Below are 26,218 nucleotides of genomic sequence, written 5' to 3'. Positions count from 1 at the left end.
AGGTTTTGATGATATGATCGTTCTGTTGACTTCATCGATTACCAGTAAACACTGTACAGGGCAAGAAGGATTCCGCACACAAGCAACGCACCCACTGCAAAACTGGGCGACAAGCGGAACATCTTGCGGTCGACGATCATGCCGTGCGGCGTGACGCCTTTGCGGTTCTCGATATTGCTAATGATGATCATGCCGATCACTGCAATCACGAACACAAAACCCATCCGGTCGATGAACGGGATCTCGTAAACGGTATTGCCATTTGCCTGCGTTACCGGCACGGAGAAGCCCAGTGGATTCAGAAACTGCAGGTTCATTATCAGCGGTAAAAACTTAAAGATGACTGACAGGATAAAACCGCCGACGGTGGCGAAAATGGCCGCGTTCGACGTGGTCTTTTTCCAGAAAAAGCCAAGGATGAACATGGCAAAAATGCCGGGACTGACAAAGCCGGTGTATTCCTGGATAAATTCAAAGCCCCCTTTTTTATCAATGCCCAAAAACGGTGCGATCAGCACGGCAACCAGCATGGCAGCAATAACCGCTACGCGACCGATGGAGACCATCTTGTTTTCAGTCGCTTCGGGGTTGATCTTTTTCTTGTAAATATCGAGGGTAAAAATGGTAGCAATACTGTTGCACTTGCCGGCCAGTGAAGCCACGATCGCCGCTGTGAGGGCCGCGAAGGCAAGTCCTTTCAGTCCCGGGGGCAGCAAGTTTAGCAGGATAGGATAGGCCTTGTCCTGCACCAGTTCATTGCCGATGCCAATGGCCGATTGCATGTTGACATCGCCAACCGATACGTTTTCCTTGTGCAGCAGGTAAGCCGCAATACCCGGCAACACCACGATCACCGGCATCAGGAGTTTCAGAAAAGCAGCAAAGAGGATGCCGCCACGGGCTGTTTTCAGATCGGCGCCCAGGGCCCGCTGCGTGATGTACTGGTTACAGCCCCAGTAGTTCAGGTTCACGATCCACATGCCCCCGATCAGGACCGAAAGGCCCGGCAGCGAAATGTAGTTGGGATTGTCTTTTTTGAAGATCATGTGAAAATGTTCGCCGGCATTTTTGGTCAGTTGCTTGTAGCCTTCCAGCATGCCGCTACCGCCGTAGTGCTTGGCCACAAGATCCAGCGCCAGGTAGGTTGTCACCAACCCGCCAAGGATCAGGAAGAACACCTGGATCACGTCGGTATAACCAATCACCTTCATTCCACCTAGTGTGATGATGATGGCAAAAACGGCGAGGAACAACATGCAGGCCGTTAAGCTAATACCGGAAATACTGCTGATGGCCAGCGCACCCAGGAAAAGAATCGATGTCAGGTTCACCACCACGTAAAGCAACAACCAGAACACCGCCATGATCATGGCTACCGTGCCGTTGTAGCGTTCACTCAGGAACTGCGGCATGGTGTAGATCTTGTTGCGCAGGTAGATGGGGATAAAAAAAATGGCCACGATCATCAGGGTAGCCGCTGCCATCCATTCGTAGGTGGAGATGGCCAATCCCATCTTGAAACCGTTTCCGCTCATCCCGATCATTTGCTCGGCAGAAATGTTGGAGGCGATCAGCGAGGCACCGATGGCCCACCACGTGAGCGAACCTTCGGCCAGGAAATAATCGTGCGAGGCAGAGACTGACGCTTTTTTCTTTTTCTGGTACACATAATATCCATAACCGGCTACCACGATAAAATAAACGATAAAAACGAGGTAGTCGTTCAGGTGCAATCGGGACATAAATTTTCTTTAGGAATGAACAAGCAGGTTTGGTGTAAATGTAATAGGGAATGGTCAATGGTCAATGGTGAATTTTATGACGCTGTTTTCTAACGCACGGCTGCAGGCAAAAGCAGACTGCCTCTATTCACGATTGACCACTGACCATCCACGATATTAGATATAACGGTTGATGATGTTCTCCAACCACTCCTGCTTTCCGCTACGCACCTGGGGCTCGCCGTGCTCGATGGCATACTGGCGCAGGTCTTCCAGGGTCAGCTTTCCTTGTTCAAAGGCCTTGCCTTCGCCACTGTCGAAAGAAGCATAACGCTCCTGGCGGAACTTTTTATACTCGGATTTGTTCAGCACCTTGTCGGCAACAATCAGTGCCCTGGCAAAGGTGTCAATGCCACCAATGTGCGCATAGAACAGGTCTTCGGGGTCGGTGGAGTTGCGACGGATCTTCGCATCGAAGTTCACGCCGCCGCCCTGCAGGCCACCGGCCTCCAGGATCACCAGCATGGCCTCTGCCAGCTCGTTGATGTTGTTCGGGAACTGGTCGGTATCCCAGCCGTTCTGGTAGTCACCGCGGTTGGCATCGATGGAACCCAACACGCCGCTGTCGGCAGCCGCCTGCAATTCATGCGTGAAGGTGTGGCCCGCCAAGGTGGCGTGGTTTACCTCGATATTGATTTTGAAATCATTCAGCAGATCAAACTGGCGCAAAAAGCCTACGACGGTTTCCACATCATAATCGTATTGATGCTTGGAAGGCTCGGCCGGCTTTGGCTCGATAAAGAAAGTGCCCTTGAAGCCTTGCTTGCGGGCATAGTCTTTTGCAGCGTGCAGGAAACGGGCCATGTGCTCTTTCTCCCGCTTCATGTCGGTGTTGAGCAGCGACATGTAACCTTCACGTCCGCCCCAGAACACGTAGTTTTCACCTCCCAGTGCAATAGTGGCGTCAAGGGCTGCTTTCACCTGTGCGGCACCGTGAGTAAGCACATGAAAATCCGGATTGGTGGCCGCACCGTTCATGTAGCGCTTGTGCGAAAACAGGTTGGCCGTGCCCCACAGCAGTTTAATGCCGGTTTCACTTTGCTTTTGTTTCAGGTACTCGGTCATGGCCTGCAGGCGACGGTCGTTTTCCAGCACATCGTCCGTGTATTCCACCACGTCCACGTCGTGAAAACAATAATACGGCAGGCCCAGTTTGGAGATGAATTCAAACGCTGCATCAGCCTTTGCACGGGCTCTTTCCAATGCATCGCCGCTTTCATCCCAGGGGAAAATGTGCGTTGCCCCACCAAAGGGATCGCTGCCTGTTCCGGTGAAAGAGTGCCAGTAGGCACAGGCGAATTTGAAGTGCTCTTTCATGGTTTTTCCGGCCACGACTTTGTTCTCATCGTACCAGCGATATGCAAACGGGTTGTCGCTCTCCGGCCCCTCAAATTTGATTTGCGGGATATTCTTGAAGAATGTTTTTGTTGCTACTGCTTCCATTGTGATTGTTTTAAGCTTTGTTATCGATTAACGATTTGTGTCAAATCGGTTGTCTTTTGCAATTGTGCTTCCAGCAAGGCTTTCCATTCCCCGTACAAGGAATCGTAAGTGGCCGTTTGCGAGGGCTCCACCAGTCGCAGAGGCTTTCGTCCGGCAAAGGCCTCCTGCGGGTTGCCGAAGATCTTTGCTCCCACGCCAGCACCCAGGGCTGCACCCACGCTGCCATCGGTTTGGTAAAGTTCCACCGGCACACCGGTGGCGTTCACAAATGATTGGGTAAACACATCGCTCAGGAACATATTGGCCCGTCCGGCACGGATGATGCCTGGCTCCATGCCGTTTTCCCGCATGATGTCCAGCCCGTAGCGGAACGAAAAGGCAATACCTTCCTGCGCCGCACGAACCAGGTGTGCCGCCGTATGCAGGTTGAAATCGATGTGGTGAAAATGGGCACCGACGATCCGGTTGTTCAGCATTCGCTCGGCACCATTGCCAAACGGAAGCGCCATCAGCCCGTCGGCTCCTGCTGCGATCCTTGCAGCTTCGGTATTCAGGCTTTCATAGCTGTGCTGTGCCCCCACCATGTTGCGGACCCACCGGTTGAATATGCCTGTGCCGTTGATGCAAAGCAAAATACCGATGCGGGGTTGCGCCACTTCATAGTTGACATGTGCAAATGAATTGATGCGAGACTGCAGGTCATAACCCAGGTTATCACTCACGCCATAAATAACACCGGAAGTTCCGGCTGTTGCGGCCACTTCGCCGGGGTTTAAAACGTTTAATGAAAATGCATTGTTCGGCTGATCGCCGGCTTTGTATGTAACCGGTATTCCCTGTGTAAGCGACAACCGCGTTGCCACGTCTTCTTTCACGCCACCGTGCGGTGCAAAAAGCGGCTGTAGCGAAGGGATCAGTGACTCGTCAAAACCAAAATAGCGCATCACATCTTTTGAAACAGCATTTTCCTGAAAGTCCCAAAAAATGCCTTCCGACAGCGCTGATGTGGTCGTGGTGGTTTCGCCGGTAAGCCGCATGGCGATAAAATCGCCGGGCAGCAAAATTTTGTCGATGCGGCTGTACACCTGCGGCTCGTTTTCTTTTACCCAGGCCAGTTTGGCGGCCGTAAAATTTCCCGGTGAATTGAGCAGGTGCGATAGGCAACGATCCTCACCGATGGCATCAAAGGCCGCTTCGCCAATTGATACGGCACGGCCATCGCACCAGATGATGGAATTGCGCAGCACGGCCTGCTCTTTGTCCACGAGCACCAGCCCGTGCATCTGGTAAGCAATGCCGATGGCCCGGATGTCTTTTGGATTGTAAGCGCCGGTGCTGTTGCATTTTAAAATGGCCTGCACCGTGTGTTCCCACCACAGATCGGGGCTTTGCTCAGCCCAGCCGGGCTGGGGCGCAAGGATGTCGGCTTCCGTCTCGGGAAATTGTGCCGAGGCCAGGGAGGTTCCTATTCCGGCGTCTACCACCGAAACCTTTATGGACGATGTACCAATGTCGATTCCAAGTAACAACATAGTTGAAAAGTTCTAAACTACGAATTGCCCCTGTATTTCCGGGAAAAATACAGGCCGATTTCCAGGCAACCGCCAGTGAAAAAAAGAGGAAGGATGAGGAATCACCCCTCCGTAATCATTGCTATTTATTTATCTAATAACAAAAACAATTGCTTCTGTTAAAAGCGTCACGGCTCCCGCAACGCCGACAGACACCCGGCATAGACCGGCTTCTGGTTTTAGTTCTTGTCGTACAGCAGCGCGTAACCTGTTGCTCCCCAGACCGTCATCCCTGCAGCCTTCAGCGGTAAAGAATTCTCCACGACGGGTGATTTCGACGAAAGGACAGCCTCCTGTACCATCTGTTTTCTTACAGGCAAAAACTGCCAGAACCCGCAAAGCCAGGAAAAGCCGGAAGACGATGGTTAGTTTTTGCACAAGCATTTGGCGATTGGTTTTTTCTCAACAGGCCCATTGCTGCATGGAGTCCCGTAAACGGCATGACGGCATTCGTGATCGCCTATTCAAATTCATGTCGACACCCGTTTTTCGATTGTCAGCAGCTTGCCGTTCCTGAAACCAGCCTTGTGGCAAGACGGAAAAAAGAGTGAAAACCCGGCAGCCTACAAATGCGAAAGATCCCTTCAGCAAGCACGAAAACAATGCGATTTCAGGGACTAATGTAGGAAGAAAAAAAATTCATGCAACCGATTACATAAATCTTTTCAAAAAAAATTTACTTTAGCTAAGTAATTAAATATGTAAACGATTGTATGCGGGAAGCCAAAGAAGTCACTATTTACGACATCGCCAAAAAGCTGAACATCTCCCCTGCCACCGTCAGCCGGGGACTGGCGGGGCACCCCGGCATCAGCAAAAAAACAAAGAAAAAAATCATTGACACCGTGGAGGAAATGGGCTACCGCTCCAACCATTTTGCCCGCAACCTCCGCCAGAAACAAACGCATACGATCGGCGTCATGGTGCACGAGTTGAACAGCAATTTTATTACTTCAGTGCTGGCCGGCATTGAAAAGGTCACCACCGAGGCCGGCTATGATCTCATCATTGCGCACTCGTCGGAAAGCGCTAAAAAAGAAGCCGCCAATGCCCGCAACCTGTTTCAAAAGCGGGTGGACGGCCTGATCGCTTCGTTGTCATTTGATACCACGGACCTGGACCATTTTCAACCCTTTCTGAACAAGGATGTGCCGGTGGTTTTCTTTGACCGCGTGGAGCAGGATGGTAACCGCACCGTCGTGGTGATCGACAACGCCAAGTGCGGCTATATGGCAACAGAACACCTGCTTTCACAGGAATGCAAGCGCATTGCCCATGTCACGTCGAGCCTTAACCGGAATGTGTATGCGCAGCGCTACAAAGGCTACCGCGATGCGTTGTATGACAAGGGTCTTCCGTTTGACGAAAAGCTTTTACTCGTTGGCGACCTGAGCGAACAGGCAGGGATCGACGCCGCCAACCAGATCATGAAGATGAAGCCGCGGCCCGACGGCATTTTTTGCACCAATGACTTTGTGGCCGCCGTGTGCATGCGCACCCTGAAAGAAAAAGGGATCCGCATTCCGGAAGACATTGCTGTTGTCGGCTTCAACAACGACGCCATTGGACACCTGATCGAGCCAACGCTGACCACCATCAATTACCCGGGTATTGACATGGGTGAGATTGCTGCCCGCAACCTGATCAATCACCTGAAAGGCATCAGCAACCTGCAGCAAACCAATACGGTTATCGTTCGCTCCGAGCTGATTATCCGGAATTCATCAGTGCGAAAGAAAAAATAAAAAAGTTTCGAACGGCTCAGGCAACAGCAAGAGCCTTTCTTCATTTACAACAGACACAACTACGTGACGAAAGAAAAAATCGCAATTGTAACGGGTGGCGGCTCCGGCATCGGGCTGGCCATCGTTGAAAAATTTATCGCCACAGGTATCCGCACCATCGTTGTTGGCCGGGACGAGCAAAAACTGAAAGCTGCAAAAGAAAAATTCGGTACGCTGTGCGAAACCAGCTCCTGCGACCTGAGCAACCTCGCTACCATTCCCGCACTGGTTAATGAGCTGGTGCAAAAACACGGTCACATTGATATTCTGGTGAACAACGCAGGCATCAATCTGAAAAAAGAATTCACCGACGTAACCGATGAAGATTTTCAACGCATCCTGCAAACCAACCTCACGGCTGTCTTTGCGCTGTCGAGAGAAGTGGTGAAGTGCATGCTGGAAAAAGGGATCAAGGGAAGCATCATCAACATTAGTTCTATGGCCTCGCAATACGGCATACCCAAAGTGATTGCGTATACAGCGTCCAAAGCGGCCATCGAAGGCATGACCAAAGCCATGGCCACCGAGCTGTCACCCAAAGGCATTCGCATCAACTGCATTGCCCCGGGATTTATTGCAACCGACATGTCGGCCAAAGCCCTCAACAACGATCCCGAACGCAAGGCCAAGGCGTTGGGGCGAACGCCGATGGGCTACCTGGGCGATCCTGCCGACATTGGTGATGCAGCGTTGTTCCTTGCCTCAGACGCAGCCAAATACATTACCGGCGTGGTGCTGCCGGTGGATGGCGGAAACTCGATTGGCTTTTAATACATAAAACGCTACGAAAAACTTGCTGATGAAAAAACTGATTGGCCTGCTGTTGTCGGTTGCTGTTCTCCAGTCTGTACCACATGCTCAAAACATTATTTCAGACAAAGCGGAAGCAGGCGCTTTCCCGATCGTTTCGGCCGCGCAAAAAGCAACCATTGTTTTTGATGAAGCCGATGACACGCTGGTGCAGAAAGCAGCGCAGTTGCTGGCCAATGACATCGAAATGGTGAGCGGCAAAAAACTGCAAACCACCTCCACTGCCGCCACAAAGAACATTATCCTGGTTGGCAGCATGGGCAAGTCCCGGTTCATCCAACAACTCGTTGCGGCAAAAAAGTTGGTCCTTGATTCGCTGCAAAACAAATGGGAAGCCTACCAGATAAAGGTGGTAAAGAATCCTTTCAAAGGAATTGAACAGGCACTGGTCATTACTGGCAGTGACCGCAGGGGCACGGCCTATGGCGTCTTTGAATTGTCGAAACAAATTGGGGTATCGCCCTGGTGGTGGTGGGCCGATGTGCCGGTGAAAAAGAAGGCTGCGATTTACGTGAAGCAAAATGCATTTCTCTCCGATGCACCCAAGGTCAAATATCGCGGCATTTTCATCAACGACGAAGCGCCGGCATTGAGCAACTGGAGCAAGGAAAAGTTTGGCGGCTTCAATCACCTGTTTTACGAAAAAGTTTTTGAACTCATTCTTCGCCTGAAAGGCAACTACCTCTGGCCCGCCATGTGGGGCAATGCCTTTTACGATGATGATCCACAGAACCGGCAAACCGCCGATACCTATGGAATTGTCATTGGCACCTCACATCACGAACCGCTGATGCGGGCCCACGACGAATGGCGTCGCTACGGCAAAGGCAAATGGAATTACGATAGCAACGACGTACGGCTGCAACAATTCTGGCGGGAAGGTGTGCAGCGGGCCACCAATGAAAAGGTCGTCACCATCGGCATGCGCGGAGATGGCGACGAACCCATGAGCCGCGAAACTGCAACGGCGTTGCTGGAACGCATTGTGAAAGACCAGCGGAAGATCATTGAAGAGGTGACCGGCAAACCCGCTTCCCATACACCACAGCTCTGGGCCCTGTACAAAGAAGTGCAGGACTACTACGACAAAGGCATGCGGGTGCCGGACGATGTGACACTTTTGCTTTGCGACGACAACTGGGGCAACATCCGCAAGCTGCCGAAGCTGACAGACAAACCCCGCAGCGGTGGTTATGGCATTTACTACCATTTTGATTATGTCGGTGGTCCAAGAAATTACAAATGGATCAACACCAACAACCTGGCACGGGTGTGGGAGCAAATGCACCTGGCCTACGAATACGGCGTAAAGAATATCTGGATCGTGAACGTTGGCGACATCAAACCCATGGAACTGCCCACGTCCTTTTTCCTGGATTACGCCTGGAATCCTGACCGGTGGAACGAAGACAACATTCGTTCGTATTACACCTCTTGGGCGGCACAGCAATTTGGCGAAAAGCAAGCCAAAGAAATTGGCGACATCCTGCGCCGCTATTCGCAATACAGCGCCAGGCGCAAACCGGAACTGCTCGATGCAAATACGTATGATCTGACCAGTTACAATGAATGGTTTGAAGTGGAAAAGCAATGGGAAGATTTAGAGGCAGACGCGGAAAAAATCAACAAGCAGTTACCTGCAATCAACAAAGGGGCTTTTTTTCAGCTGGTGCTCCACCCGGTGAAAGCGTTTGCCAACCTGTACCAGTTGTACTTTGCCGTCGCGCTGAACAGGGCCAATGCAAAAGACAGCAACCTGAGTGCAAACGCCTATGCAGATGTAGCAAAGCAACTCTACCAAAAAGACTCGTTGATTACCTTACAATACCATCAACTGGCTAATGGTAAGTGGAACCACATGATGGCACAAACACACATTGGTTATACCTACTGGCAACAGCCCAATGTGAACGTCCTGCCCGCTGTGACGTATGTTTCAGATGGTAAGCTGACAGATACTGCAATGAACCCAGGATATAAAATTCCCTCTGCCAAAAGCCTGATTCCCAAAAACAGCAAGGGCAATCTTTTTTATGAGCAAGACGGCTATGTTTCCCTAGAAGCAGAACACTGGACAAGGACAGTCAACACCAACAATGTCAAATGGAAAGTGATCCCGGACATCGGACGAACCGGCTCCGGCATCACTACGTTTCCAGTGACGGCGTCAACTTCGCTAAGTACAACGAGCCCGCATGTGGAGTACGATTTTTATACCCTTAGAAGCGGCGCGGTGAAACTGGATTTGTACTTCTCTCCTACGCTGAATTTCCACAACAACGAAGGATTGCAATACGCCGTGTCCATCGATGACGAAAAGCCACAGGTCTTTTCGCTGAACAAGGACGACAACAATGTGCGGGCCTGGGAAAGCTGGGTCGCCAACAACAGTATCAGCAAAAACTCAGCGCATTCGCTGTCCAAAGCCGGTAAGCACACGCTCAAATACTGGATGATCTCGCCGGCGGTGGTGTTGCAAAAACTCGTGGTGGATCTGGGAGGGGCAACACCATCTTATCTCGGACCACCGGAAACCAAACGGTAAGCAGAAACTTTAAACGCATACACTTTTCAAACGATCACTTCTTATGACACCTTTCAAATCACCACTCTTTTTTGCAGCAGGCTTATTCGCCACAGCGCTCCTGGGCTGCAGCAATTCACAAAATGCAAACAGCACGGAAGAAAAACAAACAGCTAAAGCCGACACCAGCGGCAAGCACTACCTGTCGCAACCGCTGGTAACGCACATCTACACCGCCGATCCCTCGGCGCATGTCTTCAACGGCCGCATCTACATCTATCCTTCACATGACACCGCCACCGGCACAAAGGAAGATGACCTGGGCAGCCATTTCGATATGCGGGATTACCACATTCTTTCCATGGACAGCGTTGGCGGACCCGTTACCGATCACGGCGTGGCACTCGACATCAAAGACATTCCCTGGGCCGGCCGCCAACTGTGGGCACCGGACGCCGCTTTTGCCAACGGCACCTACTACCTGTATTTCCCCGTGAAAGACAAGCAGGATGTTTTCCGCATTGGCGTGGCCACCAGCAGCAAACCCGAAGGACCGTTTAAACCCGAAGCGCAACCTATCCAGGGCAGCTACAGCATCGACCCTTGCGTTTTCAAGGATGACAACGGATCACATTACATGTATTTCGGCGGGATCTGGGGTGGTCAACTGCAGCGCTGGAACAACAACCGGTACGACTCCACAAAAGGCAACCGCAAGCCCGATGAAGCCGCCATCCTGCCCCGCGTGGCCAAGCTGGGTGCAGACATGAAGAGCTTTGCCGAACCCGTCAAGGAAGTGCAGATCCTGGGCAAAGACGGCAAGCCGTTTTACGAGAAGGACAACGACAAACGTTATTTTGAAGGGCCCTGGATGTTTAAAAAAGACGGCAAATACTACTTCACATATTCCACAGGCGACACACACAACCTGGTGTATGCCACCGGCACGTCGCCGTATGGCCCATTCACCTACCAGGGTGTGATCCTGAATCCTGTTGAAGGCTGGACCACGCACCATTCCATCATTGAAAAAGACGGCAAGTGGTGGCTGTTTTACCACGACACGCAACTGAGCGGAAAAACGCACCTGCGCAATGTAAAAGTGACCGAACTGAAATTCAACCCGGATGGCACCATCCAAACGATCACGCCTGTGAAATAACAGGCAACCAAAGACACCGGAGGTTTTAAAAACCTCCGGTGTCTAAAACACCAACCTAGCCAAAACGATCAACCGAAAATTTTTCAAGACTCCTTTCCATGATGCGTTTCTTTTTCAGTGTCCTCTCCCTTTGCGTACTCTCCACCGCCGATGCACAGGTGCGCCTTCCGCGATTACTACGGGACAGCATGGTGTTGCAACGTGACACAAAAGTGAAAGTCTGGGGCTGGGCTGCACCGGGAGAAAAAGTGCAGGTCACCTTCAACAAAAAAACGTACAAAACCACAACGGCTGCTGATGGAAAATGGTCTTTGTTTATACAGCCCACCAAAGCCGGCGGGCCGTATACCCTGAACATTGATGGGAGTAATCACATCACGTTAAAAGACGTGCTGGCTGGTGATGTGTGGGTCTGCGCCGGCCAGTCGAACATGGTGCACCAAATGAGTTTGCACAGCGTACGCTACGCCGATGAAATTGCAAAAGCAAACTACCCGCAGATCCGGCAGTTTTGGGTGCCCAACATCACGGCCTTGCAAGGCCCGCAGGAAGATTTGCCAAGCGGAAGCTGGAAAGCCGCCAACCCGAAGGATGTGCTGGACTTTTCAGCCGTGGCCTACTTCTTTGCCAAATCGCTTTACGAAAAATACGGTGTGCCCATAGGCATCATCAACGCCAGCTGGGGCGGCGTGCCTATCGAGGCCATGATGAGCGAAGCAAGCCTCAAAGAATTCCCGAACATTTTAAGCACCGTCGAAAAAAACAAAGACACGGCCTATGTCAACGGCACCAACCGGAAAACTGCTCTGGCAGCCCGTCCGCCCCGTGGAGAAGACAAAGGCATGACCAGCGCTAAACCCTGGCACGATCCAACCTATGAACCCAAAGGCTGGCGACCGATTAACATTCCGGGTTACTGGGAAGACCAGGGCATCAAGGATTTGGATGGCGTTGTTTGGTACCGCAGGGAAATTGATGTTCCGGCATCAATGACGAATACACAAGCAAAAGTTTTCCTGGGAAGAATCGTCGATGCCGATGCCTTGTACATCAACGGCAAGCAGGTGGGCAACACCGGTTACATGTATCCCCAGCGCCGCTACACAGTTCCTGCGGGACTACTGAAGCCGGGAAAAAATCTGTTCGTCGTCCGTGTCACCAACAACGGAGGAAAGGGCGGTTTTGTACCCGACAAGCCTTACCAATTATTTGCCGGCAATGACACGGTTGATCTGAAAGGCGAATGGCATTACAAAGTGGGACAGGTCTTCACACCACAACGCAGTTTTGTCCCCGGCATTGCTTTGCAAAATCAACCGGCGTCTTTGTACAATGCGATGGTTGCACCACTCACCAGCTACACCGTCAAAGGCTTCAACTGGTACCAGGGCGAATCCAATGCCGGCCGGCCGGAGGAATACGCCAGGCTGCAACCCGCCATGATCCAGGACTGGCTGCAGAAATGGAATGCTCCCACTGCTCCTTTCTTCTTTGTACAGTTGCCCGGATTCATGGAGATGAGTTATCTGCCCACCGAAAGTAGTTGGGCAGCTTTCAGGGAAGCACAAACGAAATCCCTTTCGCTTCCCAACACCGGCATGGCCGTGGCCATTGACCTGGGTGAATGGAATGACATTCATCCCGACCGGAAAAAAGAAGTGGGCGAACGCCTGGCGCTGCAGGCCATGAAAGTGGCGTACGGTGAAAAGGCGTTGGTTGCTGGCGGTCCGCTGTATCAATCGGCACAAAAAGATGGGGCCAGGATCATACTTTCCTTTACCAATGTAGGCAGTGGCCTCATCACCAACGACGGCGAAGAACTGAGTGAATTTGCCATAGCCGGTGCCGACAAAAAATTTGTGTGGGCCAAAGCCAAAATCGAAGGCGACAAGATCATCGTGTGGAACGACGAGGTGCAAAACCCCGTGCACGTCCGCTATGCCTGGGCCGACAACCCAGTGAACCCCAATTTGTACAACAAGGAAGGCCTGCCGGCATCGCCGTTTGGGGCCACTGTCAATCCCTAAAAAACAATTTGCACACATGAAAAAAACAATTCTGGCGCTTTCTCTCTTTGCACTTGTTCAGGGAAAAGTCAACGCACAAACAGCTACTACCTGGAATGGAAAAAGTTGTGCGGTTGTGCTGACCTATGACGACGGGTTGAACGTTGATTTAACCAATGCCATTCCCGCACTTGATTCGGCTGGCCTGAAAGGCACGTTTTACATCTCCGATTATGCCAACCAGCTAAACAAGCAAATTGCCGGCTGGCGCAAAGCGGCTGCCAAAGGACACGAACTCGCCAATCACACCATCTGGCATGCCTGTGAAGGCGGCCGCCCCGGACGGGAGTTTGTGAAAGGCGATTATGACCTGCGGTACTACACTGTTCGAAGGGCCACCGATGAAGCAAGAGGAATGAACAACATTCTCAAAGCCATTGACGGCAAAGACAAACGAACCTTTGCGTTTCCCTGTGGCGACACCAAAATTCACGATACTGTTTACATCGAAGGCCTGAAAGACGATTTTGTTGCGGCGAGAGGTGTTCACGGCGACATGCCGACTATCGATAAGGCAAACCTCTACGATCTGCCCTGCTACATGATCAACGGCCAGTCCGGCGCGGAAATGATTACCCTGGTGAAACAGGCCATGCAAACCCATACCCTGCTGGTTTTTCTTTTCCACGGTGTGGGTGGCGAGCACGGGCTCAATGTTTCGCTGCCGGCACACCGCCAGTTGCTGCAATTTTTGAAAGCAAACCAAAAGCAAATCTGGGTGGCCCCCATGCTTGACGTAGCCGAATACATCAAAACCCACCAGTCAAAAAAATCATCATGAAAAAACTGGCGATCACTTTTTTCTGTTTGGCCGCCTTGCAGGGGCAGGCGCAATTTCGTTTGAGCCGCGCCGACAGCCTGCGCATGGACAGCATCAACAAGCTCACGCAACAGGATTACAAAAACATGTTGCAGCAGTTGGGCATCACTGCCACAAGGCCCGGTCCCTCCGGTAATCCGCAGGCGCCCAACGCAGCCAACAGCGATGAAACAAAGGCTACTCCCTACACTACCCTGCCCGATCCGCTAACGTTGAAGAACGGACAGAAAGTAGCCAATGCAAAATCCTGGTGGGAAAAGCGTAGGCCCGAGATCGTGGAAGAGTTTGACCGGGAAATTTACGGCCGGGTGCCGGCCAATGTTCCCGGCGTAAAATGGGAAATGGCCTCGGTTTCCAATGACACTGTTGGCAGCATAAAAGCGGTGACCAAACGATTGATCGGTCACGTGGATAATTCATCTCACCCGGCGATCAAAGTCGACATTCAACTCACCCTCACCACGCCGGCCGAAGCCCGGGGCCCGGTGCCGGTGATGATGGAATTCGGCTTCCAGTTCCCGGCCGGTTTTCGCCTGCCGGCCAGCATGCAAACGCCGGGACCTACCTGGCAGGAACAGGTGCTGGCAAAAGGCTGGGGCTATGCCATTCTTGTTCCAACGAGTTACCAGGCCGATAACGGTGCAGGGCTTACGCAGGGCATCATTGGCCTGGTGAACAGGGGCCAGCCCCGCAAACCCGATGACTGGGGCACGTTGAAAGCCTGGGCCTGGGGCGCCAGCCGTGCGCTGGATTATTTTGAAACTGACAAAGCGGTTGACGCCAAACGGGTGGGCATTGAAGGCCTCTCCCGCTACGGCAAGGCTGCACTGGTGGCCATGGCATACGAGCCGCGTTTTGCCATTGGCTTTATTGGATCGTCGGGAGCCGGTGGCGCCAAGATCCTGCGCCGTGTGTTTGGCGAACAGGTGGAGAACCTGGCCTCTTCCGGCGAATACCATTGGTTTGCCGGCAACTTTATCAAGTACGCAGGCCCGCTGACACCGAATGATTTACCTGTTGATGCCCACGAACTGATTGCGCTATGTGCGCCGCGACCCGTGTTCATCAGCGTGGGTTCGCCAACCGTGGAAGGCCAGTGGATCGATGCAAAGGGCATGTTCATCGCCGGCGTGCACGCAGGACCGGTGTACCGCCTGCTGGGTAAAAAAGACCTGGGCGTCACCGAAATGCCGCCGCAGGAAGTTGCTTTGCTCAACGGCGACATTGCCTGGCGACAGCACAGCGGCGGCCATACCACGGGTCCCAACTGGCCCACCTTTCTGCAGTTTGCAGAGCGGTATTGGAAAAGATAATTGCGCAGCTCTTTTACATAAATGAGAATGATGTAACCGGCAGCAGAAATTCTATTTAGCTTCTCTTGCGTCGCACACTTCAGGGTTCTGAACACTACTGTGTTTTTTGAACCACGGAGACACAAAGACACGAAGGTGCACAGAGAGCTCTGTGGTTCTCTGTGTCCACCGTGTCACTGTGGTTTTAAAAAGTTCCTTAGCGAATGGAACGATGAACGGAGCGTCGCAACGGAAGCTCCATCGAGGAACAAAAGCCGGTGACAAAAAATAAAACCTGAAACAACCATGATCAAAAAACTTTTCAGCGCAGCGGGCCTCCTGCTGCTTCTCTCCTGCAGCCAAAGCAGGCAGCTGCAATCGACGTCCGGCAACACGGCCTCTTCCGAAAAAGGACTGAAAGATTATTACGCCGACTACTTTACGATGGGTGTAGCTGTTTCACCGCGGGCCCTGAAAACCGATGAAGCAGCCCTGGTGCTGCAGCAGTTCAACAGCCTGACGCCGGAGAACGCCATGAAGATGGGCCCTATCCATCCAAAGGAGACCGAGTACAACTGGGCAGGCGCCGACAGTATTGTGCAGTTTGCGCAGCGAAACAAATTAAAGGTCCGTGGGCATACCCTCTGCTGGCACAACCAGACACCTTCGTGGCTGTTTGTGGATGACAAAGGAAACACTGTGAGCAAAGAGGTGTTGCTGCAGCGATTGAAAGACCACATCTTCACCGTGGTCAACCGCTACAAGGGCAGCGTGTATGCCTGGGACGTGGTGAACGAAGCCATCTCCGACAAACCGGATGAATACCTGCGTCCTTCGCAGTGGTTAAAAATTTGCGGTGAAGAATACATTGCCAAAGCCTTTCAATGGGCACACGAAGCCGACCCGAACGCCGTTCTTTTTTACAATGATTACAACGAGATCAGTCCTGTCAAACGCGAAAAGATTTACCGCCTGGTGAAGAGCCTGAAAGACGCCGGCGTGCCCATTCACGGTATAGGATTGCAGGGTCATTGGGCGGTGAACGAACCATCAAGAGAACAACTGGAAAGTACACTTCAGCGCTTTGCCGGCCTGGGGCTGAAGTTGCAGATCACCGAACTGGATATCTCCGTTTATCCCAAAGAGCACGACGCACGGGAACGCAGACCCGAAGATGCCAATACCGCTTTCACTGCTGAACGTGAACAGCAGCAATTGGAGAAATACAAAATGGCCTTTGAACTTTTCCGCAAATACAAAAAAGTAATTTCCGGCGTTACGTTCTGGAACATCTCCGAGCGGTACAGCTGGCTGGATAATTTCCCGGTGAAAAACCGGAAGGACTACCCGCTTTTATTCGACAAAGACCTCAAGCCCAAAAAAGCCTACTGGGAGGTGGTGAAATGGTAAGGGATCAACTGAGAAGAATGGTCAAAATAAAAGTATTCAACAAGGATTAGTGATGGACGTGTCAGCCGTGGCTGCTTTTCCGGCAATCGTGCAGACAGGCCCGTATTTTTTTAGCAGAACGCATACAAAAAAGAAAAATCCATCGTGGGAAAACACGTTGAACACGAACTTACTATTCGCCGAAACCAGCCACCAGAAAGGATTTTAACGATCGAAATCAGGGTTGAGCATCGTAAAACAGAATTGACATTGGTGTGCAGCGGCGGTTTTGGTATTTTATTTTTGTTTCATCAGTCAAAGCGACTGACCCGACAAAAGAAATTTTCAACTTTTTCGTATAGCAAGCAATCGTTAGCGTCCGCTGTTTCTACAGTGGACTTTTTTTTGCCCTTCCGCTAACAGCGGCCTGTTGCTGGTACAACAAGGGCTCACACTGTGACGTGTAAGCCCTTACCAAAAAATCTTACCCGATCAGGAAACCGATTACAATGCTTTCAGCACTTCTTCACCAATCGCTTCAGTGCCCAGGACCTTTTCTGCCGGCGTTTGTGCATCGGCGATATCACGGGTGCGGAAGCCCTGTTTCAGGACAGCATCAACCGCGTTGATCACCGCTTCCGATTCGGCTTTCATCCCAAAGGAAATATCGAGCAACAAAGCCGCAGAAAGAATGGACGCCAGCGGGTTGGCGACACCTTTCCCGGTAATGTCGTGTGCAGAACCGTGAATGGGTTCGTACACACCGGTACCATCACCAATGGAAGCCGAAGCCAGCATGCCCATGGAGCCCGCAATTTGCGAGGCCTCATCCGTGAGAATATCACCAAACAGGTTGGCCGTCACGACCACGTCAAAACGGCGCGGATCCTTAATGAGCAACATGGCGGTGGCATCTACAAACTGATGTTCCACTTCCACATCAGGATACTCCTGTGCCACCTTCTGGATCACCTCACGCCACAAGCGGCTTGTTTCAATCACGTTGGCCTTGTCAACAGAGCACAATTTCTTTCGGCGTGTACGGGCCGCTTCAAAGGCTTTGCGGGCAATGCGCTCCACTTCGTAGCGGCTGTACTCGGCGACATCATAAGCGGTGTCACCATTGTTCTTGCGGCCTTTTTCACCGAAATAAATATCGCCGGTCAGTTCGCGGAAAAACAGGATATCGGCACCGCGGAGTATCTCGGGCTTAATGCTCGACGCATCCAGCAATTCGTCAAATAATTTGATGGGGCGAAGGTTGGCATAAAGGCCCAGCTCCTTTCGCATCTTCAGCAAGCCTTGTTCGGGACGAACTTTGGCAGAAGGATCGTTGTCGTACTTCGGATGCCCCACAGCGCCAAACAAAACGGCATCGGAAGCTTTCATTTTTTGTAGTGATTCATCCGGCAAAGGATTACCGGTTGCTTCAATGGCCACGTGGCCAATCTGGGCTTCATCATAGGTAAACTCGTGCCCAAACTTCTCTGCGATCTTGTCCAGAACTTTTTTACCCACGGCTGTTACTTCCTGTCCGATTCCGTCACCGGGTACAATTAAAATGTGCTTTTTTGCCATTGCTGTTGGTTTGTATTTTTTAAGAAAAGGACACGCCATGGCGTGTCCCTACGAATATTTCTATGGTAATAACTGCATCAAATCAGGTTCAGCATTTTTTGTGTGGCCTTGATCGCAGACACTGTCTGATCGCTGTCGAGACCACGGGTCTTGAACTCTCGATCATTAACACACCATGTGATGATCGTTTCGCAGAGCGCATCGGTTTTACCACCGGGCGGAATGCGAACCGCATAATCGGTCAGCTGCGGCAACACAACTCCTTTCTGCACATACACCTTTTTCAGTGCATTCATAAACGCATCATACTGGCCGTCGCCCTGCGCATGCTCTTCAAAACTTTCGCCTTCGATGGTCACCTGGATGGTGGCAGAAGGACGCAGGTCTTTTGAATGCGTCAGCACATAATTCTCCACCTGCACTTTTTCTTTGATAGCATCGCTGTCCAACACATCGGAAATGATGTAGGGCAGATCGGATTGCGTGACCACTTCTTTTTTATCGCCCAACTCGATGATGCGCTGCGTCACCTTCTTCAGGTCCTCCTCCGAAAGCTGAATGCCCAGCTGGTGAAGATTGTTCTCGATGTTGGCCTTGCCGCTGGTTTTGCCCAGGGCGTATTTGCGTTGCCGACCAAAACGCTCTGGCATCAGCTCGTTGTAATACAGTTTGTTCTTTTTATCACCGTCGGCATGGATGCCGGCGGTTTGGGTAAACACGTTCTCTCCCACCACCGGTTTGTTGGCCGGGATACGGAAGCCCGAAAACGTTTCCACCAGCTTGCTCACGGTATACAATGACTTCTCCACAACCGAGGTGCGGACGTCTTTGACATAATCATTCAACACGGCAATAGCGCTGGCCAGTGGTGCATTACCGGCCCGCTCGCCCATGCCGTTAATAGTAAGGTGCAAGCCGTGCACGCCAGCCCTAACGGCTTCCAGCACATTGGCGGTGCCCAGGTCGTAGTCGTTGTGTGCATGAAAATCAAAATGCAAAGCCGGATAACGATGGATCAGCTCACGCAAATAGTTGTAGGTTTCGGTTGGAATCAAGACTCCCAGTGTATCGGGGAGCAATACCCGTTTGATGGGCTGATGCTGGAGAAAGTCGAGGTACTGGAGCACATACTCTTTTGAGTTGCGCATGCCGTTGCTCCAGTCTTCCAGGTACACATTGGTCTCAATACCTTTTTCTTTTGCATACGCAATCACAGCGGCGATATCGGCGAAGTGTTCTTCTGGTGTTTTTTTGAGTTGGTGGGTCAGGTGATTGAGCGAACCTTTGGTAAGCAGGTTCATCACCTTTGCACCGGCCTCGATCATCCAGTCAACGGAGGTTGTACCGTCAACAAAGGTGAGCACTTCAACCCGGTCGAGGTAGCCGTTGGCGGCGGCCCACTGCGTAATTTTTTTAACGGCCTTGAATTCGCCTTCCGATACACGGGCAGAAGCAATTTCAATGCGGTCGACCTTCACTTCCGTCAACAACAATTGCGCAATGGTCAGTTTTTCGGAAGCAGAGAACGAAACACCGCTAGTCTGTTCACCATCACGAAGTGTGGTGTCCATGATTTCGATGTGCCGCTTTGCCAGTTGCGTCGCTGTCTTCACTTCCGGTGAGGGACTTTCCATCAGGCTTGTTGCTGTTTGCATACGATTGTGTTGGCAGACCCAACAGTTTTTGCAAACCTGTTGGGCCTTCTTTAAAGATCTTATTTAATAAAGGCTCGTGTCGGCAAACGTCTTGATACCGTCTTTGATGTCCTGCAGGAAATCAATGTCATCGAACCCGTTCAGCATGTTGTGCTTTTTATAGCCGTTGATGTCAAAACTCTCTTGTTCACCGGTTGCCAGGATGGTGATGGTTTGCTCCGGCAGGTTCACTTCCAGTTCCGTCTTTGGATCTTTTTCGATGGCCGTATAGATCTTGTCCAGGAATTCCGGACTGACGGTTACCGGTAGGATACCAATGTTCAGGGAGTTATTTTTAAAAATGTCGGCAAAAAAGCTGGACACCACGCAACGGAATCCGTAATCGTAAATAGCCCAGGCGGCGTGTTCGCGGCTGCTGCCACTGCCAAAGTTTTTCCCGGCTACCAGGATTTTCCCGGAGTAGATCGGGTTGTTCAACACAAAGTCCTGCTTGGGTGTGTTGTCGCTGTTGTAGCGCCAGTCGCGGAACAGGTTGTCGCCAAAACCTTCCCTTTTTGTTGCTTTTAAAAAGCGGGCAGGGATGATCTGGTCGGTATCGACATTTTCAATCGGCATGGGAACAGCCGAAGAACGGAGGACGGTGAATTTATCGTAAGCCATGTTGTGAGTGTGCTGCAAGCTTCAAGCTACAAGCCGCAAGCATTATTTTTGGTCCAAACAATATCTTTTATCACTACCAGCTTGTAGCTTGAAGCTGATAGCTTTTGGCTTCTCTTAAATCAATTCTCTGGGATCGGTCACCTTACCGGTAACGGCAGCCGCGGCGGCTACCAACGGGCTGGCCAGCAGTGTTCTGGCGCCGGGCCCCTGACGGCCTTCGAAGTTGCGGTTGCTGGTGCTGACGGCGTATTTGCCGGCCGGGATTTTATCGTCGTTCATGGCCAGGCAAGCCGAACAGCCGGGCTGACGCAACTGAAAGCCGGCCTCGGTCAGGATATCGTAAATACCTTCCTCCCTGATCTGTGCTTCTACCACATGCGAACCCGGAACGATCCAGGCGGTAACGCCATCGGCCTTTTTGCGGCCCTTGACAATGGAGGCAAAGGCCCTGAAATCTTCAATGCGGCCATTGGTGCACGAGCCGATGAAAACATAGTCTACCTTCTTGCCGATCATCTCTTCGCCTTCATGGAAGCCCATGTAGTTGAGCGATTTTTCGTAAGAGGCTTTGCCGTCTTTCACCTCGCTGCTGGTCGGAATTTTTTTCGTGATGCCAATGCCCATGCCCGGGTTGGTACCATAGGTAATCATCGGCTCAATGTCGGCTGCGTTGTAACTGTATTCCAGGTCAAACACAACGCCTTCGTCCGTTTTCAATGTTTTCCAGTAGGCCAGCGCCTTTTCCCAGGCCTCACCTTTGGGTGCTTTTTCACGGCCCTTGATGAAAGCGAAGGTGGTTTCGTCCGGGGCGATCATGCCGCCACGGGCTCCCATCTCGATGCTCATGTTGCAAACCGTCATGCGGCCTTCCATGGTCATGTTGCGGAACACATCGCCGGCATACTCCACAAAATAACCGGTGGCACCGCTGGCAGAGATTTGTGAAATGATATAGAGGATCACGTCTTTGGGTGTGACGCCTTTGTTCAGCTGGCCATTCACGTTGATGCGCATCTTTTTGGCCTTGGGCTGCATGATGCACTGCGAGGAAAGCACCATCTCCACTTCTGACGTGCCAATGCCAAAGGCAATGGCGCCAAAAGCTCCGTGGGTCGAGGTATGGCTGTCGCCGCATACGATGGTCATGCCGGGAAGGGTAATGCCGTTTTCAGGGCCAACCACGTGCACGATCCCGTTTTTCTGGTGGCCAAGGCCCCAGTGCGAAATCCCCCACTTGGCGCTATTCTGCTCAAGCGCTTTCAGCTGGTTGGCCGAAAGCGGGTCCTGCACCGGCAGGTGCTGGTTGATGGTTGGCGTGTTGTGATCGGCCGTAGCGAAGGTGCGCTCAGGGAATAAGACGTTCAGCCCGCGGTTTTCAAGGCCTAAGAAGGCAACCGGGCTGGTAACCTCGTGAATAAAATGGCGGTCGATGAACAGGACATCGGGACCGTCTTCAATCTTGCGGACGACATGGGCATCCCATACTTTATCGAACAAGGCTTTCGGAGCGTTGGACATATGTGGTCGTTTAAAATTCAGATTTGGTTTTACGCCGAATGGTGTAAAAGCTAAAAATATCCCCGAAACAGAAAATGGCCAGAACATTTTAGGGCTAACGATATGATGGCTAACGGCGGTTTGCGGAAGGAAAAGTAGCTGAAAGGAGGTTTAAACGCCGTTCCCGGTGCGTTACCGCAGAAGACGTCTGCGAAAAAATTGCAGTAAAAGGCGCACGGGGAAAGAGAGAACGAAACGGGACTGGAAACCTTTCGCTGCCGAAAGCAGCACGCGGCTATTTCACCAGTTTCTTATCGGTTATCCGCTGGTAAAGCCCTTGCACATAAGGAACGTATTCGATAAAGGTTTCGGGTTTTACCACGTAATCCGCCGCGCCTCTTGTCAGGCATTTGGCGATGATCGTTGGCGTGGACGACGTGGACGTGATGACGACCGGAATGGCAGCGTAAACCGGGCTTGCTTTCATTTCATCAATGATGTCGTAACCGTTCTTGCCCGGCATGTTCAAATCCGATAAGATGAGATCCGGCTGGCTATCCATATTTGCTTCCAGCCATTCAAACAACTCATCGCCACTCTTTACCATGGTGATGATCTCGAACAGGCCGGTTGAATCAAAACCTTCTTTCATGAAAAACTGCTCGTCTTCGTCGTTCTCTACTACAATGATCTTGTATGTTTTCATTTGCGGGGCAAGCTTGTTGTTTCGTCTTCGTTGAGTGTAAAATAAAACGTTGTTCCCTTGCCCGGTTCCGACTCGGGCCAGATCCGGCCGCGATGGCGGTCCACGATCTTTTTACAAATGGCGAGGCCAATGCCGGTGCCGGGATAGTCTTTGGCGGTGTGCAGGCGCCTGAATATTTCAAACACCTTTTCCATATCGCCGCTGGCAATGCCGATCCCGTTATCGGCAACCGAAAACTTCACCTGTCCGTTTTCCCGGCTGCACCGGATAACGACCTGCGGGTTGTTGTCTTTTGTAAACTTCAGCGCATTGCTCACGAGGTTCTGGATCAACTGAACGATCTGTACCCGGTCGCCTTCGATCTGCTCCACATCGCTTTCGATACGAACCTCCGCACGACTGGCATCGATGGCGGTCTTTAAATTCTGCATGACTTCATTCACCAGGTCCCCGACCACGATCTTTTCCACCACCACGTCGTTTTTGTTCAACTGCGAATAATGCAGGAGGTTATGGATCAGTTCCCGCATGCGGTTGGCGGCGTTGATGGATTTATTGATGTAGGTCTTCAGGTCATCATGCTGTCCCTGGTTGAGTTTCAATTCGATCAACTGCAAAAAGCTTTTGATGGTGCGGATCGGCTCCTGCAGGTCGTGCGAAACAATGGAGGTAAACTGTTCCAGTTCCTGGTTGGCATATTGCAACTCCGTATTGGCTTCCTTCAGTTCACTCGCCAGTTGACGGTAGCGTTCAAAACTCAGTTTGAGGGCCCGTTCGGCTTCCTTGCGTTCGCTCAGATCCCTCGTCACTTTGGAAAAGCCAATGTGGTTTCCCTTGTTACTGTACACGGCCGTGATGACGACGCTGGCCCAAAAGCGGGTCCCGTCTTTGCGCAGCCGCCATCCTTCCTCCTCGTATTTTCCCTGTGCCCGTGCCACCTTCAATTCCATGGCAGGCTTGCCGCTGATCAGGTCTTCTTCGGGGTAGAAAATCGAAAAATACTTGCCGATGATTTCTTCGGCTGTATAGCCATTGATGCGGCGGGCACCTTCGTTCCAGCTTACGATGCGGCCTTTTTCATCGAGCATGAAAATGCCGTAATCGTTTAACTGTTCTACCAGTGCACGGTATCGCTCCTCGCTTTGCCGGAGCACCTCTTCGTTGTCTCTGCGCTCCGTGAGGTCGCGGGTAACTTTGGAAAAACCGATCAACTGGTTTTGTTCGTTGAATAAAGCCGTGAGCAGGATATTGGCCCAAAAAAGCGAGCCGTTTTTGCGAATGCGCCAGCCCTCCTCCTCGTACTTGCCCGTGGCAACGGCGATCTCCAGTTCCCGCCGGGGTTTTTCGGTTTCGAGGTCGTCGGTTGTGTAAAAAATAGAAAAATGTTTCCCGATCACTTCGTCCGCCCTGTATCCTTTCAGACGACGGGCACCATCATTCCAACTCATGATATGACCAGTGGGATCGAGCATGAAGATGGCATAATCCCTAACGGCCTCCACCATCAGGCGAAAGCGTTCTTCGCTTTTACGCAGGTTCAGTTCATGAGTCTTTTTTTCAGAAATATTCCGCAGCAGGCAGCTAAAGCCGGCCAGTTCGTTTCGCTGACGAATGGGCGAAAGCGTCAGCTCGGACCAGAACTGGCTGCCATCTTTGCGGCGCCTCCAGCCTTCTACTATAAACCGGCCGTGTTTCTGTGCAAGGTCCAATTCGTATTCGGCTTTGACAATATCCTCGTCGTCGGGGTAGAGTTTGCGAAACGGCAGGTTGACCAGTTCCTCTATCGAATAGCCTGTCAGTTGGATTGCAGCAGGATTGGCGTATAGAATAAACCCGTCCCTGTCGAGCGTAAGAATGGCTTCGCCGAGCGTTTCGAATAGTAATTGATAGTTTGGAATCATGGTTAGGGTCAGAAGGACAAAAATTCAGTAGCGAAGGTAGCGAGAAGGAGGCAATTTGTTGAAGCTTTGTCCTTTTTCGGAGAAGTGTTTTCATACAAAACAGCAGGCTAACAGAAGTCGTCCCGACACGGGGAACAATGACCGGGTTTGAAGCGGTGGACAGTGGGGTTTAGCGGTGTCTGAAATCGGCTGCCAGCCGGTTCATCTGTTCCGTTGTCAGGGCCTTTCCATCGTGCACAACAAAACGGTATTGAAAGGCCACCGAAGCACCGGGTTTTAATGCGTAATTCAATTCTTCTTTTCCATTGCTGAACACTTTCCGTCCCAACGGATTGGCGGCAAACAGGCCGTAGCCGCGGGCATGCCAGTAGGTGGGATAACCGACATTGGCCGGATGATCGATGATGCCGATCGTAATGTCATGTCCGTCTTTCCGGCCGGTGAGCATCACCCAGGGTCCCTGGCTGCTCCAGACGGAATCGCCTTTCAAACCATTGCTGGCATAATACATCCCGGTAACACCACTGCCCGAAGGCGGCACTTTGGTGACATTTCCTTTTTCATCCACGAAACTGGAGGCTTCCCGGGAAGGCAGTTCCAGCTCCCGTGCCACGCGGATGGCCACCATGCCGTCTTTGACGTCTTTGAACAAAACGGTTGTATCGGTTGCGGTGAGTTTACTCTGGCGATCGATGATAAAATCCTTCCCCTGTACGGAGAAGGTAAAGGTGGTGATCTCGTTCAGCAAGACCTTTTCATTGGGACCAACCCAGGCACTGGCCGTGACGAGGCTAGCAGTGTTGCCTGCCGTTTTTTTATCAAGCACGCTTACATGCCGGATGGTGCCATACTGTGCCCGTTTTTCAACAGGTATCGCGGTTGAATTGTTCCAGAAATCGAGACCATTCACCGATTCGTAGTTCAGCCAGATGCCGGTGTGGTGCGGATGGTCGGTGCGTTCGCCGGGAACCGGCTTGAAGGGATAGCCACGGGTTACCGTTATACCATCCACTGTGTTCACCGGGAATAGAATGGGTTTGCGGCTCGAATCGAAGTAGCAATAGGCCGTCAGCAGCTTGTTGTTGTACAAAACGTCGACCTGTTTTTGTTCCGGCCTTTCGATGATCTGAAAGCCTTTGCCTTGTGCCAGGACGGCAAGCGAAAAACAAAAAGCGGCTACGGTGGAAACTACTTTTTTCATAGTCATAGCTATTTCGCCCTTTCAGGGCTCCTGGTTCAACTCGTTTTCTTTGCGCCCGGCCCTTGCAGGCCGGGCTGATGATACCGCTCCTTCGGAGCTGTTATCAGGGCAACTTTTGTATCTTACACGGTTATTTTTCAAACTCCAAACTCCAAACTCCAAACTCCAAACTCCAAACTCCAAACTCCAAACTCCAAACTCCAAACTCCAAACTCCAAACTCCAAACTCCAAACTCCAAACTCCAAACTCCAAACTAATATTTGAACACTTTTCCACCGACCATGACTTCTTGTGTTTTTTCATCGAAGGTGGCCTTCAATCCCGTGTGGGCGGCGGCGGTGGTCATGATGTTGGCGATGGAGTGCGAGTAGCCGGCC

Annotated in this window: 19 protein-coding genes; 8 read left to right on the top strand and 11 right to left on the bottom strand. The window is 51.7% G+C overall.

The genetic code is table 11. The features are described from left to right. Positions 1-38: 38 nt before the first annotated feature. From D6024_RS18490 to D6024_RS18475, 4 genes are all read right to left on the bottom strand, one after another. Positions 39-1,742: a sodium/sugar symporter gene (locus D6024_RS18490; protein ID WP_121356246.1), complete on the bottom strand. Its 1,704-nt coding sequence runs from the start codon at positions 1,740-1,742 to the stop codon at positions 39-41. A gap of 156 nt (positions 1,743-1,898) precedes the next feature. Continuing rightward, complete coding sequence (gene xylA, locus D6024_RS18485) at positions 1,899-3,224, bottom strand: xylose isomerase (protein ID WP_121356245.1); 1,326 nt, start codon at positions 3,222-3,224, stop codon at positions 1,899-1,901. A gap of 20 nt (positions 3,225-3,244) precedes the next feature. Further along, entirely contained in the window at positions 3,245-4,756 is a 1,512-nt protein-coding gene (locus tag D6024_RS18480) for a xylulokinase (protein WP_121356244.1), read from the bottom strand. Between the two features lie 129 nt (positions 4,757-4,885). Continuing rightward, on the bottom strand, positions 4,886-5,179 hold the full coding sequence (locus tag D6024_RS18475) for a hypothetical protein (RefSeq protein WP_121356243.1): 294 nt from the start codon (positions 5,177-5,179) through the stop codon (positions 4,886-4,888). 329 nt (positions 5,180-5,508) lie between these two features. Here D6024_RS18475 and D6024_RS18470 point away from each other — a divergent pair, with 329 nt between their 5' ends. The 8 genes from D6024_RS18470 (at position 5,509) to D6024_RS18435 (ending at position 16,663) form a co-directional block, all read left to right on the top strand. Then, a complete protein-coding gene (locus tag D6024_RS18470) occupies positions 5,509-6,540 on the top strand; it encodes a LacI family DNA-binding transcriptional regulator (protein ID WP_121356242.1) in 1,032 nt (343 codons plus the stop codon). Between the two features lie 63 nt (positions 6,541-6,603). Continuing rightward, complete coding sequence (locus D6024_RS18465; protein ID WP_121356241.1) at positions 6,604-7,350, top strand: SDR family NAD(P)-dependent oxidoreductase; 747 nt, start codon at positions 6,604-6,606, stop codon at positions 7,348-7,350. Between the two features lie 28 nt (positions 7,351-7,378). Next, positions 7,379-9,934 (top strand): glycosyl hydrolase 115 family protein, encoded by a 2,556-nt coding sequence (locus D6024_RS18460; RefSeq protein WP_121356240.1) that lies wholly within the window; start codon positions 7,379-7,381, stop codon positions 9,932-9,934. Positions 9,935-9,977: 43 nt separating this feature from the next. After that, the gene (locus tag D6024_RS18455) at positions 9,978-11,075 is read left to right on the top strand and encodes a glycoside hydrolase family 43 protein (RefSeq protein ID WP_121356239.1); all 1,098 of its coding nucleotides are present in this window, start codon (positions 9,978-9,980) and stop codon (positions 11,073-11,075) included. Positions 11,076-11,173: 98 nt separating this feature from the next. Next, positions 11,174-13,102, top strand: a complete 1,929-nt coding sequence (locus tag D6024_RS18450; RefSeq protein ID WP_121356238.1) for a sialate O-acetylesterase — start codon at positions 11,174-11,176, stop codon at positions 13,100-13,102. 16 nt (positions 13,103-13,118) lie between these two features. Continuing rightward, complete coding sequence (locus D6024_RS18445; protein ID WP_121356237.1) at positions 13,119-13,922, top strand: polysaccharide deacetylase family protein; 804 nt, start codon at positions 13,119-13,121, stop codon at positions 13,920-13,922. Further along, positions 13,919-15,274, top strand: coding sequence for an alpha/beta hydrolase family protein (locus tag D6024_RS18440; protein WP_121356236.1), 1,356 nt, complete (start codon positions 13,919-13,921; stop codon positions 15,272-15,274). Before D6024_RS18445 ends, D6024_RS18440 begins: the two co-directional genes overlap by 4 nt. A gap of 285 nt (positions 15,275-15,559) precedes the next feature. Next, entirely contained in the window at positions 15,560-16,663 is a 1,104-nt protein-coding gene (locus D6024_RS18435) for an endo-1,4-beta-xylanase (protein ID WP_121356235.1), read from the top strand. A gap of 483 nt (positions 16,664-17,146) precedes the next feature. Here D6024_RS18435 and leuB read toward each other — a convergent pair whose 3' ends face one another. The 7 genes from leuB to D6024_RS18400 all read right to left on the bottom strand — a co-directional run bounded on the left by leuB (position 17,147) and on the right by D6024_RS18400 (position 25,840). Then, positions 17,147-18,220: a 3-isopropylmalate dehydrogenase gene (gene leuB, locus D6024_RS18430; protein WP_121356234.1), complete on the bottom strand. Its 1,074-nt coding sequence runs from the start codon at positions 18,218-18,220 to the stop codon at positions 17,147-17,149. Positions 18,221-18,297: 77 nt separating this feature from the next. Beyond that, positions 18,298-19,875: an alpha-isopropylmalate synthase regulatory domain-containing protein gene (locus tag D6024_RS18425; protein WP_240410084.1), complete on the bottom strand. Its 1,578-nt coding sequence runs from the start codon at positions 19,873-19,875 to the stop codon at positions 18,298-18,300. Between the two features lie 63 nt (positions 19,876-19,938). Beyond that, the gene (gene leuD / locus D6024_RS18420; RefSeq protein WP_121356424.1) at positions 19,939-20,535 is read right to left on the bottom strand and encodes a 3-isopropylmalate dehydratase small subunit; all 597 of its coding nucleotides are present in this window, start codon (positions 20,533-20,535) and stop codon (positions 19,939-19,941) included. 114 nt (positions 20,536-20,649) lie between these two features. Beyond that, entirely contained in the window at positions 20,650-22,053 is a 1,404-nt protein-coding gene (leuC, locus tag D6024_RS18415) for a 3-isopropylmalate dehydratase large subunit (RefSeq protein WP_121356233.1), read from the bottom strand. 274 nt (positions 22,054-22,327) lie between these two features. Further along, positions 22,328-22,738 (bottom strand): response regulator, encoded by a 411-nt coding sequence (locus D6024_RS18410; protein ID WP_121356232.1) that lies wholly within the window; start codon positions 22,736-22,738, stop codon positions 22,328-22,330. Then, the gene (locus tag D6024_RS18405; RefSeq protein ID WP_121356231.1) at positions 22,735-24,639 is read right to left on the bottom strand and encodes a PAS domain S-box protein; all 1,905 of its coding nucleotides are present in this window, start codon (positions 24,637-24,639) and stop codon (positions 22,735-22,737) included. The genes D6024_RS18410 and D6024_RS18405 overlap by 4 nt, the downstream gene beginning before the upstream one ends. 169 nt (positions 24,640-24,808) lie before the next feature. After that, positions 24,809-25,840 carry a DUF6807 domain-containing protein gene (locus tag D6024_RS18400; RefSeq protein ID WP_121356230.1) on the bottom strand — a complete coding sequence of 344 codons (1,032 nt, stop codon included), beginning with the start codon at positions 25,838-25,840 and terminating at the stop codon, positions 24,809-24,811. Positions 25,841-26,218: the final 378 nt, after the last annotated feature.

It is taken from the genome of Flavisolibacter nicotianae (assembly GCF_003628535.1).
GTDB lineage: Bacteria > Bacteroidota > Bacteroidia > Chitinophagales > Chitinophagaceae > Flavisolibacter > Flavisolibacter nicotianae.
Note: the sequence above shows the minus strand (reverse complement) of the source record. Positions and strands in the feature narration are given on the sequence as shown.

Excerpts from the sequence above, each read along its gene's own strand:
- D6024_RS18490 (WP_121356246.1), bottom strand. The coding sequence starts at position 1,742 with ATGTCCCGATTGCACCTGAACGACTACCTCGTTTTTATCGTTTATTTT.
- xylA (WP_121356245.1), bottom strand. The coding sequence starts at position 3,224 with ATGGAAGCAGTAGCAACAAAAACATTCTTCAAGAATATCCCGCAAATC.
- D6024_RS18480 (WP_121356244.1), bottom strand. The coding sequence starts at position 4,756 with ATGTTGTTACTTGGAATCGACATTGGTACATCGTCCATAAAGGTTTCG.
- D6024_RS18475 (WP_121356243.1), bottom strand. The coding sequence starts at position 5,179 with ATGCTTGTGCAAAAACTAACCATCGTCTTCCGGCTTTTCCTGGCTTTG.
- D6024_RS18470 (WP_121356242.1), top strand. The coding sequence starts at position 5,509 with ATGCGGGAAGCCAAAGAAGTCACTATTTACGACATCGCCAAAAAGCTG.
- D6024_RS18460 (WP_121356240.1), top strand. The coding sequence starts at position 7,379 with ATGAAAAAACTGATTGGCCTGCTGTTGTCGGTTGCTGTTCTCCAGTCT.
- D6024_RS18455 (WP_121356239.1), top strand. The coding sequence starts at position 9,978 with ATGACACCTTTCAAATCACCACTCTTTTTTGCAGCAGGCTTATTCGCC.
- D6024_RS18450 (WP_121356238.1), top strand. The coding sequence starts at position 11,174 with ATGATGCGTTTCTTTTTCAGTGTCCTCTCCCTTTGCGTACTCTCCACC.
- D6024_RS18445 (WP_121356237.1), top strand. The coding sequence starts at position 13,119 with ATGAAAAAAACAATTCTGGCGCTTTCTCTCTTTGCACTTGTTCAGGGA.
- D6024_RS18440 (WP_121356236.1), top strand. The coding sequence starts at position 13,919 with ATGAAAAAACTGGCGATCACTTTTTTCTGTTTGGCCGCCTTGCAGGGG.
- D6024_RS18435 (WP_121356235.1), top strand. The coding sequence starts at position 15,560 with ATGATCAAAAAACTTTTCAGCGCAGCGGGCCTCCTGCTGCTTCTCTCC.
- leuB (WP_121356234.1), bottom strand. The coding sequence starts at position 18,220 with ATGGCAAAAAAGCACATTTTAATTGTACCCGGTGACGGAATCGGACAG.
- D6024_RS18425 (WP_240410084.1), bottom strand. The coding sequence starts at position 19,875 with ATGCAAACAGCAACAAGCCTGATGGAAAGTCCCTCACCGGAAGTGAAG.
- leuD (WP_121356424.1), bottom strand. The coding sequence starts at position 20,535 with ATGGCTTACGATAAATTCACCGTCCTCCGTTCTTCGGCTGTTCCCATG.
- leuC (WP_121356233.1), bottom strand. The coding sequence starts at position 22,053 with ATGTCCAACGCTCCGAAAGCCTTGTTCGATAAAGTATGGGATGCCCAT.
- D6024_RS18410 (WP_121356232.1), bottom strand. The coding sequence starts at position 22,738 with ATGAAAACATACAAGATCATTGTAGTAGAGAACGACGAAGACGAGCAG.
- D6024_RS18405 (WP_121356231.1), bottom strand. The coding sequence starts at position 24,639 with ATGATTCCAAACTATCAATTACTATTCGAAACGCTCGGCGAAGCCATT.
- D6024_RS18400 (WP_121356230.1), bottom strand. The coding sequence starts at position 25,840 with ATGAAAAAAGTAGTTTCCACCGTAGCCGCTTTTTGTTTTTCGCTTGCC.